This window comes from Alloprevotella sp. Lung230, assembly GCF_014385435.1.
In the GTDB taxonomy this organism is placed as follows: domain Bacteria; phylum Bacteroidota; class Bacteroidia; order Bacteroidales; family Bacteroidaceae; genus Alloprevotella.
The window spans coordinates 1-14,754 of sequence record NZ_JACSUD010000021.1; the positions used below are offsets into that span (position 1 = coordinate 1).

The 14,754-nt window shown below is 56.3% G+C and carries 15 protein-coding genes; 14 read left to right on the top strand and 1 reads right to left on the bottom strand.

Annotated features, from left to right (window positions below; translation table 11 throughout):
- The 13 genes from H8527_RS09240 to nadA form a co-directional block, all read left to right on the top strand.
- The coding region (locus H8527_RS09240; RefSeq protein WP_187547618.1) for an Ig domain-containing protein at window positions 1-634 on the top strand (634 nt) is incomplete at its 5' end.
- A 301-nt stretch (window positions 635-935) separates the two neighbouring features.
- Complete coding sequence (locus tag H8527_RS09245) at window positions 936-1,808, top strand: ABC transporter permease (protein WP_187547619.1); 873 nt, start codon at window positions 936-938, stop codon at window positions 1,806-1,808.
- A gap of 74 nt (window positions 1,809-1,882) precedes the next feature.
- On the top strand, window positions 1,883-2,149 hold the full coding sequence (locus H8527_RS09250) for a DUF3098 domain-containing protein (RefSeq protein WP_187547621.1): 267 nt from the start codon (window positions 1,883-1,885) through the stop codon (window positions 2,147-2,149).
- Entirely contained in the window at window positions 2,146-3,072 is a 927-nt protein-coding gene (locus H8527_RS09255; protein WP_187547624.1) for an undecaprenyl-diphosphate phosphatase, read from the top strand. The genes H8527_RS09250 and H8527_RS09255 overlap by 4 nt, the downstream gene beginning before the upstream one ends.
- Window positions 3,069-3,791 carry a tRNA pseudouridine(55) synthase TruB gene (gene truB / locus H8527_RS09260; protein ID WP_187547625.1) on the top strand — a complete coding sequence of 241 codons (723 nt, stop codon included), beginning with the start codon at window positions 3,069-3,071 and terminating at the stop codon, window positions 3,789-3,791. Before H8527_RS09255 ends, truB begins: the two co-directional genes overlap by 4 nt.
- A gap of 22 nt (window positions 3,792-3,813) precedes the next feature.
- Complete coding sequence (queA, locus tag H8527_RS09265) at window positions 3,814-4,869, top strand: tRNA preQ1(34) S-adenosylmethionine ribosyltransferase-isomerase QueA (protein ID WP_187547628.1); 1,056 nt, start codon at window positions 3,814-3,816, stop codon at window positions 4,867-4,869.
- Window positions 4,870-4,878: 9 nt separating this feature from the next.
- The gene (gene folK / locus H8527_RS10060; RefSeq protein ID WP_187547630.1) at window positions 4,879-5,775 is read left to right on the top strand and encodes a 2-amino-4-hydroxy-6-hydroxymethyldihydropteridine diphosphokinase; all 897 of its coding nucleotides are present in this window, start codon (window positions 4,879-4,881) and stop codon (window positions 5,773-5,775) included.
- Between the two features lie 5 nt (window positions 5,776-5,780).
- Window positions 5,781-6,437: an O-methyltransferase gene (locus H8527_RS09275; RefSeq protein WP_187547632.1), complete on the top strand. Its 657-nt coding sequence runs from the start codon at window positions 5,781-5,783 to the stop codon at window positions 6,435-6,437.
- 207 nt (window positions 6,438-6,644) lie between these two features.
- Window positions 6,645-6,980, top strand: coding sequence for a 30S ribosome-binding factor RbfA (gene rbfA / locus H8527_RS09280; RefSeq protein ID WP_187547634.1), 336 nt, complete (start codon window positions 6,645-6,647; stop codon window positions 6,978-6,980).
- A gap of 18 nt (window positions 6,981-6,998) precedes the next feature.
- Window positions 6,999-8,231 (top strand): FtsX-like permease family protein, encoded by a 1,233-nt coding sequence (locus H8527_RS09285; RefSeq protein ID WP_187547635.1) that lies wholly within the window; start codon window positions 6,999-7,001, stop codon window positions 8,229-8,231.
- A gap of 19 nt (window positions 8,232-8,250) precedes the next feature.
- The gene (locus H8527_RS09290; protein WP_187547636.1) at window positions 8,251-9,774 is read left to right on the top strand and encodes an oligosaccharide flippase family protein; all 1,524 of its coding nucleotides are present in this window, start codon (window positions 8,251-8,253) and stop codon (window positions 9,772-9,774) included.
- A gap of 136 nt (window positions 9,775-9,910) precedes the next feature.
- Entirely contained in the window at window positions 9,911-11,710 is a 1,800-nt protein-coding gene (gene typA, locus H8527_RS09295; RefSeq protein ID WP_187547637.1) for a translational GTPase TypA, read from the top strand.
- A 723-nt stretch (window positions 11,711-12,433) separates the two neighbouring features.
- Window positions 12,434-13,438: a quinolinate synthase NadA gene (nadA, locus tag H8527_RS09300; RefSeq protein WP_187547638.1), complete on the top strand. Its 1,005-nt coding sequence runs from the start codon at window positions 12,434-12,436 to the stop codon at window positions 13,436-13,438.
- Window positions 13,439-13,547: 109 nt separating this feature from the next.
- On the opposite strand, the gene H8527_RS09305 is transcribed toward nadA, so the two are convergent.
- Window positions 13,548-13,769 carry a DUF2795 domain-containing protein gene (locus H8527_RS09305; protein WP_187547639.1) on the bottom strand — a complete coding sequence of 74 codons (222 nt, stop codon included), beginning with the start codon at window positions 13,767-13,769 and terminating at the stop codon, window positions 13,548-13,550.
- A 331-nt stretch (window positions 13,770-14,100) separates the two neighbouring features.
- Between H8527_RS09305 and H8527_RS09310 the strand changes: the two genes are divergently transcribed.
- Complete coding sequence (locus tag H8527_RS09310; RefSeq protein WP_187547640.1) at window positions 14,101-14,718, top strand: hypothetical protein; 618 nt, start codon at window positions 14,101-14,103, stop codon at window positions 14,716-14,718.
- The last annotated feature ends 36 nt before the right edge of the window (window positions 14,719-14,754 follow it).

A 14,754-nucleotide genomic window follows, 5' to 3' on the forward strand; every position in this document is an offset into this window, starting at 1 on the left:
CATTGCCCCTGTCTATTCCGAGCAGACTGAGGGACGCCTGACCCTCCGCACATGGGAAGTGACGCACGGCGGTACGACCACCGGTGTGCAGCAGTTTGTCGTGCGCCGCGAAGCGCCGCTGCCGCCCCCGCCCGTCCTGATCGACTCGATAGCCCTCACGCCGCCAGCCGACACGCTCAAAGTGGGCGACACGTTCCGTCTTTCGCTCGTCCTCCTGCCCGACAGCGCCACTTCCAAGGGCGTGGACTGGCACTTGTCGGACGAGACCGTACTCACGCATCTGGGCGACGGTCGCTTCTCGGCTTTGACCCCCGGCGACTGTCGGGTGAGTGTGCGCACGCTCGATGGCTCGGCCCTCGAAGCGTGGTGCGACGTTCATGTCCATGCGCCCACCGGCGTGGCGGCTTCTTCCCGGGTCGAAAGCCGCGAAGTGCAGGTGCAGGCCCACGGCCTCACCCTTCTGCTCTCGGGACTGTCGGCCGGTCGCTCCGTGGTGATCTACGACCTCGGCGGCCGCCCCATAGCGCATGCCCTCAGTCGTGGTGGTGAACTCCGCCTCACTGCTCCCGCATCGGGGCTTTACCTCCTCGCTGTCGATGGCCGCTTCGTGCAGAAAGTGCGCGTGAGCGACTGAACGCGACGGCGGAGCGGAAGCCGCTGCGGTCCGCCCCTCCCCTCCCTCATTCCGCATGGGACGTGGGCAGACTTCGGCAGGCTTCCGCTCCGCTGTCTTTTTTGGTTAAAATAATGGTTTTGTTCGCCAGTGCAAAGGTTAATTTGTAATTTTGCAGCAATTTCCCCCTATTCTACACTTTGCGCAGTGCGGTAGAGGGGATTTCGGCCGTGCAGCGGACGCAGAAAGTCGGCGACCGGCCACACATTATATAATATAATAGCGTATTCCCCGAACCTCGCAAAGCCCTCAATCCAGACAGATGCGAAAAAGAAAACAACGTGCCGGCGGCCGCCTCAACTCGGTGACGGCAGTGATCAGTGCCACGATGGTGCTCGTGCTGGTGGGCACGGTGGTGTTTTTTGCCGCCGTGGCCGACAATTTCAGTCGCTCGCTGCGCGAAAACTTTGCCATCGAAGTGATGCTCAGCGACAGTCTTACGGTGCAGCAAACACGAGCCCTGCAACGGCAGATCGAACGGCAACCTTACACCAAGCGCCTCACCTACACTTCCAAAGAAGAAGCGACGCGCCAGCAGCGTGAGGCGCTCGACACCGACCCCGAGGAGTTTCTCGGAGGCAGCCCCATTCCGGCCTCGTTCGAACTCTTTCTGAAGGCCGAGTATGCCAACGGCGACTCGCTCTCCAAGTTTATGCCTCCCATCGCCAAAAATCCCGCTGTGCTCGATGTCGTCTATCCCAAAGACCTGCTCGACAATGTCAATGACAACATCGGCAAGGTGAGCCTCGCCCTGCTGGTCGTGGCCGCCCTGCTGGGGATGGTGAGCATTGCGCTCATCAACAACACGATGCGCCTGTCGGTGGCGCGCCGCAAGCACACCATTCAGACGATGAAGTTGGTGGGGGCGCGCTGGAGCTTCATCCGTCGCCCCTTCCTGCTGCAAGCCTTTTGGATGGGGCTGCTCTCTTCGTTGCTGGCCGACGGCGTATTGTTTGCCGGCATGGCCGCCCTGCTGCGTTGGGATGTAGAAGCCGCCGCCCTGGTCACCCCGATGGTGATGGGCGTCACGCTCGTGGCGGTGCCGGTGGTGGGCATTTTGCTCACCCTCACTTGCGCCTTCTTCTCCGTCAGCAAGCACTTGGGCATGAGCCGCAACGAGGCTTATCTCTATTAGCCTCCCTTTTCGTCTTGGGGGCGTGTGTATGCCCTTGACTTCACCTTTTTCTCGCAACTTCATATCATTATCTTATGCCACATAAAAACGCATTTGCATTTTCCCGCATCAACTTCATCTTGCTCGGCATTTCGCTCGCCACCATCATCTTGGGTTTTATCCTGATGAGCGGTAAGGGCAGCGATGAGACCACCTTCAACCCTGCCATCTTCGACACCCGCCGCATCGTGGTGGCGCCGATGGTGTGCCTGCTGGGCTATCTGTTTATGATTGTCGCCATCCTCTACCGTCCCAAGCATGAGGCCGGCGAAGTGAAACCCTCAACTCCCGACGCCGAATGAGCTGGTTGCACACCCTCATCCTGGCCATCGTCGAGGGGCTGACGGAGTTTCTGCCGGTGAGTTCGACGGGCCACATGATTATCGCACAAGGGCTGATGGGCATGGAGAGCACTCCTTTCTCCAAAGCCTTCACCGTCATCATCCAGTTTGGCGCCATCCTCTCGGTGGTGTGCCTCTATTGGCGGCGGTTTTTCTATCCCGACGTGGTTCGTGAGCGCGGCGGAGCGTGGTGGAACGCCATTTGGCCGTTTTATCTCAAACTCATCATCGGTGTACTCCCTGCTGTCGTGGTCGGACTGACACTCAACGACTTCATCGACCGCAACCTGGGCAGTATTCAAGTGACGGCCACGATGCTCGTGGTGGGAGGCGTGTTCATGCTCTTCTGCGACCGCTTGTTCAACAACGAGGAGAAACCCGAAGTGCCCCTCACCTATCGCCGCGCCCTCATCGTGGGGCTGTATCAGTGCATCGCCGCTGTGCTGCCGGGCACTTCGCGCTCCATGGCCACGATTGTGGGCGGTATGCAACAGCGCCTCACGCGCAAAGCCGCGGCCGAGTTTTCCTTCTTCCTGGCCGTCCCCACGATGTTTGGTGCCACGGTCCTCGAAACTTACAAACTCATCAAGCACGACGGCAACCTGCTCACACAGGGCGACAACCTGACGCTGCTCCTCGTGGGGAGCGTGGTGGCCTTTGTTGTGTCGATTGCCGCCATCAAGTTCTTCATCGGCTACATCACGCGCTATGGTTTCCGTGCTTTCGGTTGGTATCGCATTGTGGTGGGCTTGTGTATCCTGGGACTTCCCCTCAGCGGCGTCCGGCTCAACCTCGACACGGCCAACGCAGCCGCCAATAACAGGGCCAACGTACCCTCAACTTCTACTCCTTCTTCGACCGAACCGACGCCCGCACAGCCATGAATTTTCTGACCGGACAAGTTCTCTCCTTCGACAAACCACTCGGCATGACCTCCTTTCAGCTCGTGGCCCGAGTGCGCAAACAACTCACCCAAGCGATGGGTGGACTGAAAATCAAAGTGGGGCACGCCGGAACGCTCGACCCACTGGCCACAGGGGTGATGATCATTTGCACCGGACGCGCCACCAAACAGATTGACCGCCTGCAAGCCGGGGTGAAAGAGTATGTGGCCACCCTCGGATTGGGTGCCACCACTCCCAGCTTCGACCTGGAGCACCCGATTGATGCCACCTACCCCACGGCCCACATCACCCGCACGCTCATCGACCAGACGCTGCCGCGCTTCCTCGGGGAGATTTGGCAGGTGCCGCCGGCCTTTTCGGCTTGCAAGGTGGAGGGCGTGCGCGCCTACGACCTGGCCCGACAAGGCGAGGAGGTGAAACTCAAAGCCAAACTGCTGCGCATCGACGAAATTGAAGTGCTCGACGCCCATCTCGCCGGTCCCACGCCTACGCTCACCCTGCGCATCGTCTGCTCCAAAGGCACTTATATCCGTGCTTTGGCGCGCGACATCGGCGAAGCCTTGGGCAGCGGCGCTCATCTCACCGCCCTGCGCCGCACACAAGTGGGCGAGGTGCGTGTGGACGACTGTTTCACCCTCGACGGTTTTGAGGAATGGCTTTCGGCCCAGACCATCGAAACCGACCTCCCGCAAAACTAAACACATCTTCTCTTCCTTCATTATGAAACTCTCTCAATTCAAATACAAGCTCCCTCAGGAACAGATTGCCGAGTATCCCGCCCCCCATCGCGATGAATGCCGCATGATGGTGCTCCACCGCAAAACGGGCGAAATCGAACACCGCATGTTCAAGGATTTCCTCGAATACTTCGATGAGCACGATGTCTTTGTGTTCAACGACACGAAGGTGTTTCCGGCGCGTCTTTATGGCAACAAAGAGAAGACCGGTGCGCGCATCGAAGTGTTCTTGCTGCGCGAACTCAATCGCGATCTGCGCTTGTGGGATGTGCTGGTGGATCCGGCTCGCAAAATCCGTATCGGCAACAAACTCTATTTCGGTGAGGACAACTCCATCGTGGCGGAAGTCATCGACAACACCACTTCGCGTGGCCGCACCCTCCGTTTCCTCTACGACGGCGACCATGATGAGTTCCGCCGTTCGCTCTATGCGTTGGGCGAAGCGCCCATCCCCCACGAAATCATCAAGCGCCCCTCAGAACCCGAAGATTTGGAGCGCTTCCAGTGCATCTTTGCCAAAAATGAAGGTGCGGTGACGGCACCTACGGCCGGATTGCATTTCAGCAAAACGATGATGAAGCGCATGGAGATCAAAGGTATCGAAAGTGCCTATATCACCCTCCACTGCGGTTTGGGCAACTTCCGCCAGACGGACGTCGAAGACCTCACCAAGCACAAGATGGACAGCGAACAGATGTTTGTCAATGCCGAATGCTGTGAGATTGTGAACCGCGCAAAGACAGGCGGCCATAAGATTTGTGCCGTCGGCACCACTGTACAGCGCGCTTTTGAAGCCAGTGTGAGCACCGAAGGACTCATCAAAGAGTTTGAAGGCTGGACCAACAAGTTCATCTTCCCACCCTACGAATTTTCCGTGGCCGATGCGATGTTCTCCAATTTCCACATGCCCCTCTCCACGTTGCTCATGCTCACCGCGGCTTTTGGCGGCTACGACTACACGATGAATGCCTACAAGGAAGCCATCAAAGAAGGCTACCGCTTCGGCACCTTCGGCGATGTGATGCTCATCGTCGATTAAATCGCCGCGATGTTGCTCTACCTTGGTCTCGGCGCCAACTTAGGGAGGCGCGCCGACAACCTCCGCCAAGCCCTTTCGCTCCTCGAAGCGCGCATCGGGCCACTGGTGCGTTGCTCTTCGTTCCACCAGACGGTGCCGCAAGACATGGCCTCCGACCACCTCTTTCTGAACGCCGCCGCTGTCTTTGAAACCTCCCTTTCGCCCCACGAAATCCTGGACATCACCCAAGACATCGAACGAGCGTTGGGACGCGAGCGAAAAAGCGAAAACGGCGAACACTTCGACCGCACCATCGACATCGACCTCCTGCAATACGGCCACCACTGCCTGCACACTCCTCAACTCACGCTCCCTCATCCCGAAATGCCGAAGCGCGAGTTTGTGTTGAGGCCCTTGGCCGAAATCGCGCCCCACGAGCGCCACGCCCTCCCTCCTCACCCTACTTTCTTAGAAATGATGGAACAGCAAGCTCAATTTCAAATTGTCGAAATCACCACGCCCCGGCGTCCGGATTGGGAGCAGGTGAACACCCTCATCGACCAACTTTCACCCGGAAAGTCCATCTCATGGGACGACTACGAAGCCCTATTGGCCAACGCCGGTACGCACCTCGCGCTCCTCGTCGAGCAAGGCCCGATGCCGCAAGCCGTGGGGATGATCACGCTCTGCACCACCTTCTGCCCGACAGGGCGCAAGGCTTGGATTGAAGATGTGGCCGTCCACACCGACTATCGAGGCCGAGGGCTGAGCCACCGCCTTCTGGCGTGGGCGAAAGAGAAAGCGCAGGCTTTGCAGCAAAAGAAAGTGATGCTCACCTCCCGTCCCACTCGCGTAGCCGCCAACCGACTCTACCAAGGCGAAGGGTTTGCAGCGCGGGAAACGAACGTCTACCAACTTGTCTTCTAAGACCGATGGCTGAAACGCTCTCTGCTGCCGAGACACTCGACGACTACATCCTCCGTCACACCACCCCCGAGCATCCCTACCTCCATCGCCTCTATCGCGCCACCCACACGCAGCTCCTCCGTCCCCGCATGGCGAGCGGCCATCTGCAAGGGCAGTTGCTGCGGATGATTTGCCGGATGATGCGCCCTCGCGTGGTGGTCGAAATCGGCACCTACTCCGGCTATTCGGCACTCGCGATGGCGAGCGGAATGCCCGAAGGCGGTCGGCTCATCACCTTCGAGGTGAACGATGAGCAGGAAGACTTCACCCGACCTTGGCTCGAACAGAGTCCGTGGGCGGCGAGTGTAGACCTTCAAATGGTGGTGGGCGACATCTACGAACTGCTGCCGCCCATGCAGCTCGCCATCGACCTCGTCTTCATCGACGCCAACAAGCGCGACTATTGCGGCTACTACGACCTGGTCATGCCTTTCCTCAACGTCGGGGGATGTCTCTTGGCCGACAACACACTCTGGGACGGGCACGTGGTCGACCCCGACCGCCGGGATGCGCAGACCCTCGGCATCCGCGCCTTCAACGAGCGCGTGGCCCAAGACGAGCGCGTGGAACAGCTCATCCTTCCGCTCCGCGACGGACTGACTCTCTTGCAGAAAGTGCGCTGAACCACCTCACATTGTGCGGCAGAGACGAGGATTGCTCTTCGGAAAAATCCCTTTTTCAGACCTGCTAAAAATGATTTTCCCACCTCCTGATTTTCCCGAGATGGACAATGCGCCAAAATTGTCTTATAGGACAATTCAAATTCTCTTATAAGACAATTTTGAAAGTGTGCGCACATCACTTATCTTTCATCCGTATTCCCTCTTACAATGGAAACAACACGACAACAAAAAATATCCCGCCTGCTCCAAAAGGAACTGAGCGACATCTTCCTCCACCAAACCAAAGCCATGCCCGGCGTTCTCGTGTCGGTGAGCAAGTGCTACATCAGTCCCGACATGAGCATCTGCCGCGCCTATTTGAGCATCTTCCCCTCCGAGCGCGCGGCCGAAATCATCGACAACATCCACCACAGCGCGACCGAAATCCGCTACGAACTCGGCTCCCGGGTGCGCCACCAACTGCGCATCATCCCCGAACTCAAATTCTTTATCGACGACTCCCTCGACTATTTGGAAAACATCGACAAACTGCTGAAAAAGTAGCCTCGAAAATACCTATTTATGTCCCTTTCCTTTTTCATTGCCCGCCGCTACCTCTTTTCCAAACAAAGCCACAACGCCATCAACATCATCTCGGCCATCGCGATGGGTGGAGTGGCGGTGGCCACGATAGCGATGATTTGCGTGCTCAGCGTGTTCAATGGTTTCCGCGACCTCCTCGCCACTCTCTACACCACCTTCGACCCCCAGCTGGTCGTCGTGCCGGCCAAGGGAAAGGTGGCCGCTGCCGACGATGCCGCACTGCTGAAAATCCGCGCGCAGAAGGATGTGGCTGCCGCTTCGGCCACCTTTGAGGAAAATGCCCTCATCCTCTTTCGCGGACATCCGTTGGTGGTGAAAATCAAAGGCGTCGACGACCAATATGCCCGCGTGACGGACATCCGCTCCATCCTGCGCACCGACCATCAGACACATCCCGAACTCCTGCTCACCGCGGCCGAAATCAACTACGGCATCCTCGGGCAGGGACTCAAACAGCAAATCGGTACTGCCGACTTCGGCGAACTGCAAATCTGCGCCCCGCGTGCCGGCGAACGCATCAACATCGCCAACCCCATCGAATCTTTTTCGGTCGACAATCTCCACGCCAACGGCACCTATTTCGCCGTCGACCAGCGAAAATACGACGACCACTACATCCTCACCTCCCTCTCTTTCGCCACTGCTTTGTTTGAGAAAGAGGGGCTTATTTCCCGCCTTGAACTCAAACTCCGCCCCGGAGCTGATGTCGACGCCGTGAAGGAAGAGCTGCGGCGCTTGGCCGGCACGGACTTCAAGGTGCTCGACCGCATGGAGCAACAAGCCGATGTGTTCAACGTGATGCAGGTCGAAAAGCTCATTGCCTACATTTTTCTCACCTTCATCCTCCTCATCGCCTGCTTCAACATCATCTCTTCGCTTTCCATGCTCATGCTCGAAAAGCGAGGAGACGTTTCGACCCTGCGCCATCTCGGTCTCTCTCCGCAGCGAGTGCGCGGTATCTTCCTCACCGAAGGGTGTTTGTTCTCCCTCTTTGGTGCCGTGGTGGGCATCGGTTTGGGCGTGGGGCTGTGCCTGCTCCAGCAACATGTAGGACTCTTCCGGATGGGCAACGGCAGCGACTTCCTCGTGCGCTACTATCCTGTGTCCGTGGAGTGGGGCGATGTTGCTTTGGTTTTTGCCACCGTTGTCGGGGTGGGCTTTGTTTCGGTGTGGTATCCCGTCCACGCCATGAGCCGCCGCCTGTTGGGATAAATCTTCATCGCCTCTCGTCATGCCTGCACAGCACAACAGCCCTTCTGCGCTCGGGCGCGTCTTGAAGTACACCGGTATCTTCGGTGGCGTACAGGGATTTTATGTCCTCATGTCGGTGGTGCGGAGCAAAATCACCGCCGAACTCCTCTCAACACGCGGTGTGGGGCTCATCGGCAATTTCAACCGCGCGGTCGACTTCATCGGGGCCGCCACCGGATTGGGACTGTCTTTCAGCGCGGTGCAGCGTATCTCTCGTCTGGCCGAGCGCGGCAACGAGCGCGCCACCGCCCACTACGTCTGTCTGGTGCGCTCTTGGATACTCATCGCTGCCCTTGTCGGCCTGGTGGTCATGGCCGCCGGAGCACCCTTGTGGTCGTACTTCTACTTTGAAACCACCGCCTACACTCCTCATTTTCTGCTTTTAGCCCCACTTGTCGCCCTCACCACGTTGAGCGGGGGCGAACTGGCCGTGCTCAAAGGGCTGCGGCGCATCAAGAGCATGGCGTTCATCTCCACCATCAGCACCCTCAGCACCCTCACCCTCACCACGTTGCTCTATGGACAATGGGGCGTGGCCGCCATCGTGCCGGCCCTGTTGCTCTGCACCGCTGTGCTCTTCGGGCTTCAGCTTCGCACCACCCACCGCCTCGTGCCCTACGCCGTGCGCATCACCTCGTGGCGCTTCCTGCGCAAAGGGCGCTTGATGCTTCGCCTCGGAACGGCCTATGCCCTCTCCAACTTCATTGCTCTCGGCACAGAGAGTGCCGTCCGTGCCCTCATCCTGCGCCATCCTGAAGCGGCCGATCTCCCCCTACTCACAGGCACGGAGGCCGTCGGTATCTACGGCACCGGGCTCACCCTCGTGGTCACCTATTCCCGCCTCATCTTCATGTCCATGGATGCCGAATACTATCCTCGACTTTCGGCGCTGACCCACCGCATTGCCTTGCAAAACGAGGCCGTCAATCGGCAAATAGATGTGCTCGTCCTGCTCATCTCCCCCTTCCTGTTGGCCTTTGCTCTCTGCCTGCCCTATCTCATTCCCTTGCTCTACACCCCTGCTTTTCTGCCTGTCGTCCCCATGGTGATGGGGGCGTTGCTTGCCCTTTTCTTCAAGGCCGTCGTCACCCCCATCGCCTACCTCTCGTTGGCGCATGCGCGCAGCCGCCTCTATCTGGGCTTGGAACTCACCTATTCTGCCGTTTCGCTCCTCCTTCTCGCCGGCGGCTACCTCCAATTCGGTTTCAGCGGCGCTGGTTGGGGTTTGACGCTCAGTTATTTGATTTATCTCTTCGTGGTCTATTTTAACTGCCGCCGTGCGTTCGGTTTTGCTTTTGAGCGCACCACCTTGCGTCGTGCCCTTTCCCAATTGCTTTTGGTGCTCCCCGCCCTCCTTGCCATGGCCGTTTTCTCCTCGTGGGCACGCGCAGCCGTGGGGACTGTCTTCCTCCTGGGGTCACTCGCCCTCTCTTGGCAACTCCTGCGTCACGCGGTTCATCTCCCTGCTCGCCTGCACCGTCTTTTCCATCGATCTGAGGATTAAGCACCCCTCATTTGCTATTCCAAAATAAAGTTTTGCCCACAACGATGGGCTTTACATGCAAAAGGGAGAACGTTTTCTTGGAACACCCATACGATTTCCGTAACTTTGCATCTTGAATAAAACTCTAAAACTCAATATGCAAGATATTCGCAACATTGCCATTATTGCCCACGTCGACCACGGAAAGACGACACTCGTGGACAAGATGCTCCTCGCAGGAAACCTCTTTCGCGCCAACCAACAGACGGGCGAACTGATGCTCGACAACAACGATTTGGAGCGTGAACGGGGTATCACCATTCTCTCCAAAAACGTTTCTATCAACTATAAAGGTACGAAAATCAACATTATCGATACCCCGGGGCACAGTGACTTTGGCGGCGAGGTGGAGCGTGTGCTGAACATGGCCGACGGGTGCATCCTGCTGGTCGATGCCTTTGAAGGCCCGATGCCGCAAACGCGATTTGTCCTTCAAAAAGCGCTCGAAATCGGACTCAAACCCCTCGTTGTGGTCAATAAGGTGGACAAGCCCAACTGCCGCCCCGAAGAGGTTTACGAAATGGTGTTTGACCTGATGTTCGACCTTGGGGGTAATGAAGACCAGCTCAATTTTCCGGTCATCTACGGTTCTGCCAAAAACGGATGGATGGGGGCTGACCCCTCCCAGCCCACCGACAACATCGACTACCTGCTCGACCAAATCGTGGAGCATGTGCCGGCGCCCACCCGATTGGAAGGCACACCGCAGTTGCTCATCACTTCTTTGGACTATTCCAACTACACCGGCCGCATTGCGGTGGGACGTGTGCACCGCGGCGTGCTCCGCGAGGGCATGAACATCACCATTGCGCACCGTGACGGTACGATGGAGAAGACCAAAATCAAGGAAGTGCAGACTTTTGAAGGCATGGGACGCCAGAAAGCAACGGAAGTGGAGAGTGGCGACATCTGTGCCGTCATCGGCCTCGAAAACTTTGAGATTGGCGACACCATCACCGATTGCGACAATCCCGAACCCCTCCCCACCATCGCCATTGATGAGCCGACGATGTCGATGCTCTTTGCCATCAACGACAGCCCCTTCTTCGGAAAAGAAGGTAAGTTCTGTACCTCCCGCCACATCAACGACCGTTTGCAGAAGGAACTGCAAAAAGACCTTGCTCTGCGCGTCAGCCAAGGGCAGGACACCGACAAATGGGTGGTGTCGGGACGTGGTGTGCTCCACCTCTCGGTGCTGGTCGAAACGATGCGCCGCGAGGGCTACGAACTCCAAGTCGGTCAGCCTCAGGTGATTTATAAAGACATTGACGGCGTGCGCCACGAACCCATCGAGGAACTGATGATCAATGTTCCCGAAGAGTTTGCTTCTAAGATGATCGACATGGTGACGCGCCGCAAGGGCGAAATGACTTCGATGCATAACATGGGTGAGCGTGTGGACATTGAGTTTCTCATTCCCTCGCGCGGCATCATCGGTCTGCGCACCAATGTGCTCACCGCCTCGCAGGGCGAAGCCATCATGGCACACCGCTTCAAAGAATATCAGCCTTTCAAGGGGGACATCCAACGCCGCTCCAACGGTTCTATGATTTCGATGGAGTCGGGTACGGCTTTTGCCTATTCGATCGACCACTTGCAGGATCGTGGCAAGTTTTTCATTTCACCACAAGACGAAGTTTACGCCGGTCAAATCGTGGGCGAACACATCCACGAGAAGGATTTGGTCATCAACGTGACGAAGGCGAAGCAACTCACCAATATGCGTGCTTCGGGTGCGGACGACAAGGCGCGCATCATTCCGCCTACGATTCTCTCTCTCGAAGAAGCGTTGGAGTACATCCGTGAAGACGAATACGTGGAGGTAACGCCCAAATCGATGCGTATGCGCAAAATTATTCTTGACCACTTGGCACGCAAACGTGCCGGAAGAGAGTGATTGAGCGTGCCGGCACAAAACTTGTCTTGGCGCTGACCATTTGGTACGTAAGTGCGTCGGAAGAGAGCGATATTCCGTGTAAATTTGCTTTCACCTTGTCCACACAGGGCACGTAAACGTGTCTGGTAAGACACTTTTCTACAAACCCCTATGTGCAAACAAAGCACTTATCGATTGTGTCTGGTGTAAGCTGAAGCACTTCTCTGCAAGAGAGCCTGAAAGGCTCGTCATTCACTAAACGGAATGATTGCTTTATTTGCTCGTGTTGAATCTGCAAGAGAGCCTGAAAGGTTCATCATTTACTAACGGAATGATTACTTTGTTTGTTCGTATTGAGCTTGCAAGAGAGCCTGAAAGGCTCACAATTCATTAATCCGGGGTAAGTGGAGCATCGCGGAACTTACCCCGGGTAGTGAGCGCCCCACAAATAGGTACCCCAACGGGGTACAACAGCATCGGCATCAATTTCTCATTTGATATGAGTTATACCCATCTACTCTACCACATCGTGTTTCGCACCAAACGCACTCAAAAGGTGATTGTAGAAGCACCCTTTTAGGGTGCATCGCAGGAGAACGTGATCCACCCGGGGTAAGTTCTTCTTCACTTACCCCGGGTTACTGAACTTAGAGCCTTTCAGGCTCACCTGCGCAACACGTCATTGGTTTCGTTTCCCCTTGCACCAGATATTATTTTTTAATGAACTAAATTATCCTCTCTCCAATGCCCACTCCCACTCCCAAGCCTTCATGGATTGAAAAAGGTTATGTAGACGAACCCATTCCTGCGGGCATAGATTTGAAAACCGAAATCCGCCGCCTTGCTCAGGAGAAAAATGCGGTCATTCTTGCCCACTACTACGTGGACGGCGCCTTGCAAGATATTGCCGATTTTGTGGGCGACAGTCTTGCGCTCGCACAAAAGGCCGCTACGACCGATGCCGACATCATCGTGATGTGCGGGGTACACTTTATGGGCGAAACGGACAAAATCCTCTGTCCCGACAAAACGGTGCTGATGCCCGACCTCAACGCGCTTTGTTCGCTGGCAGAGAGTTGCCCCGCGGAGTCGTTTGCCGACTTTGTGAAGGCGCATCCCGACCATAAAGTCATTTCCTACGTCAATACCACCGCTGCCACCAAAGCCTATACCGATGTGGTGGTGACCTCCACCAACGCGCGGCAAATCGTGGAGTCGTTTCCCAAAGAACAAAAACTCATCTTCGGGCCCGACCGCAATCTCGGAGCGTACATCAACAGCGTGACGGGGCGCGATATGTTGCTCTGGGACGGAGCATGTCACGTGCACGAGCGCTTCTCGCTTGAAAAACTCGTAGACTTGAAGCGCCAATATCCCACGGCCAAAATTCTGGTACACCCTGAGTGTCAAGGTCCTGTGGTGAAGTTGGCCGATTTGGTGGGCTCGACCGCTGCTCTCCTCAACTATGCCGTTCGCTCCGAGCACGACACCTTCCTCGTGGCCACCGAAAGCGGTATCCTCCACGAGATGCAACGCCAAGCTCCGCAGAAGCAGTTCATCCCCGTTCCGCCCGACGACAGCACCTGCGCTTGCAACGAGTGCAACTACATGAAGCTCATCACCTTGGCAAAGGTCTACAACTCCCTCCGCTACGAATGGCCCACCATCGAAGTGCCCGCGGAAGTGTGCGAGAAGGCGGTGCAGCCCATCCGACGTATGCTCGACATCAGCCGCGAACTCGGTTTGTAACCATCAGTTTCCGGCTCTATAACTGGAAAACAAGACGCCCACGCAAGAAATTTCATCGGAATGAAGGAATTTCTTGCGTGGGCGTTTATATTCGAAATGGAGGCGAAGTTTAGTATTCGTCTTCGTTGAAAAGGAAGTCTTCTTTGGTCGGATAGTCAGGCCATACGTCTTCGATGGTTTCATAGACTTCGCCCTCATCTTCAAGTTCTTGCAAATTCTCCACCACTTCCATTGGCGCGCCGGAGCGCATGGCATAGTCGATAAGTTCGTCCTTTGATGCAGGCCAGGGGGCATCTTCGAGTTTTGAGGCCAGTTCGAGAGTCCAATACATGATGATGTGATTTTTGTGGGTAAGCCGGGCTGCCCTTTTGTGAGCGCAAGAGCAGGGTTCTCAATTTTCGGACGCAAAAATACGCTTTTCTTTGGACTATCCAAACTTTTCCCCCACTTTTTTCTGCGATGTGGCAAAAAATGAAGGAGAAAAACCATTCGCCCCTCGTCTATCAACTGCAATTTTCAAACGTACTTTCAAGACGAAGAACGGAAAAACAACGTATACTTTCTCCCAGACAAACGCAAACGATTTGAAGAGAAATTTGTACCTTTGCAGTGGGGCAACTCCCCCTTGCCACGACCGCTCATCCTGCTATCGTAACAAAGCAATGAACAATAAATATCTCATCCTCGCAGCGCGCACCATTTCAGCCCTCTTCAATCCGTTCTATCTTCCCACGGTGGCGGTGACGCTGCTCTTGATGTTCAGCTACCTCAACCAGCTTGACAACCACTACCGCCTGGCCTTTGCGGGCATTGTGGTTATCTTTACGTGGATTTTTCCACTCATCGCTATCTACCTCTATCGGCGTATCAATGGCTGGACGAGCCACCAAATGAGCCGCCGCGAACGCCGCTTCGTGCCCTACATCATCAACATCGTGTGCTACGGCAGTCTTTACATCCTCATGCGCTCGCTCCACATCCCCACTTTCCTGTCCACAGTGGTCATGTCGGCGCTGTCGCTTCAGATGGTGTGTGCGCTGACCAATGTGTGGATCAAAATCTCCATCCACGCTGCCGCCTCAGGCGCAGTGGTGGGCATGCTCATGGCTTTCTCGCTCGTGTTTCATTTCAACGCCATTGCCTGGCTCTGCCTCTCCATCCTTCTGAGTGGGGCAGTGTGCAGCAGTCGCATGATTTTGAAGGTGCACAACTACCGCGAACTCTTCTTTGGGGTCATCATCGGTCTCGTCTGCGGATGGGCAGTGGTCTATTTCATTTAGGCGAACCTATACAACCCCCTTTTTCTATCAATCCCC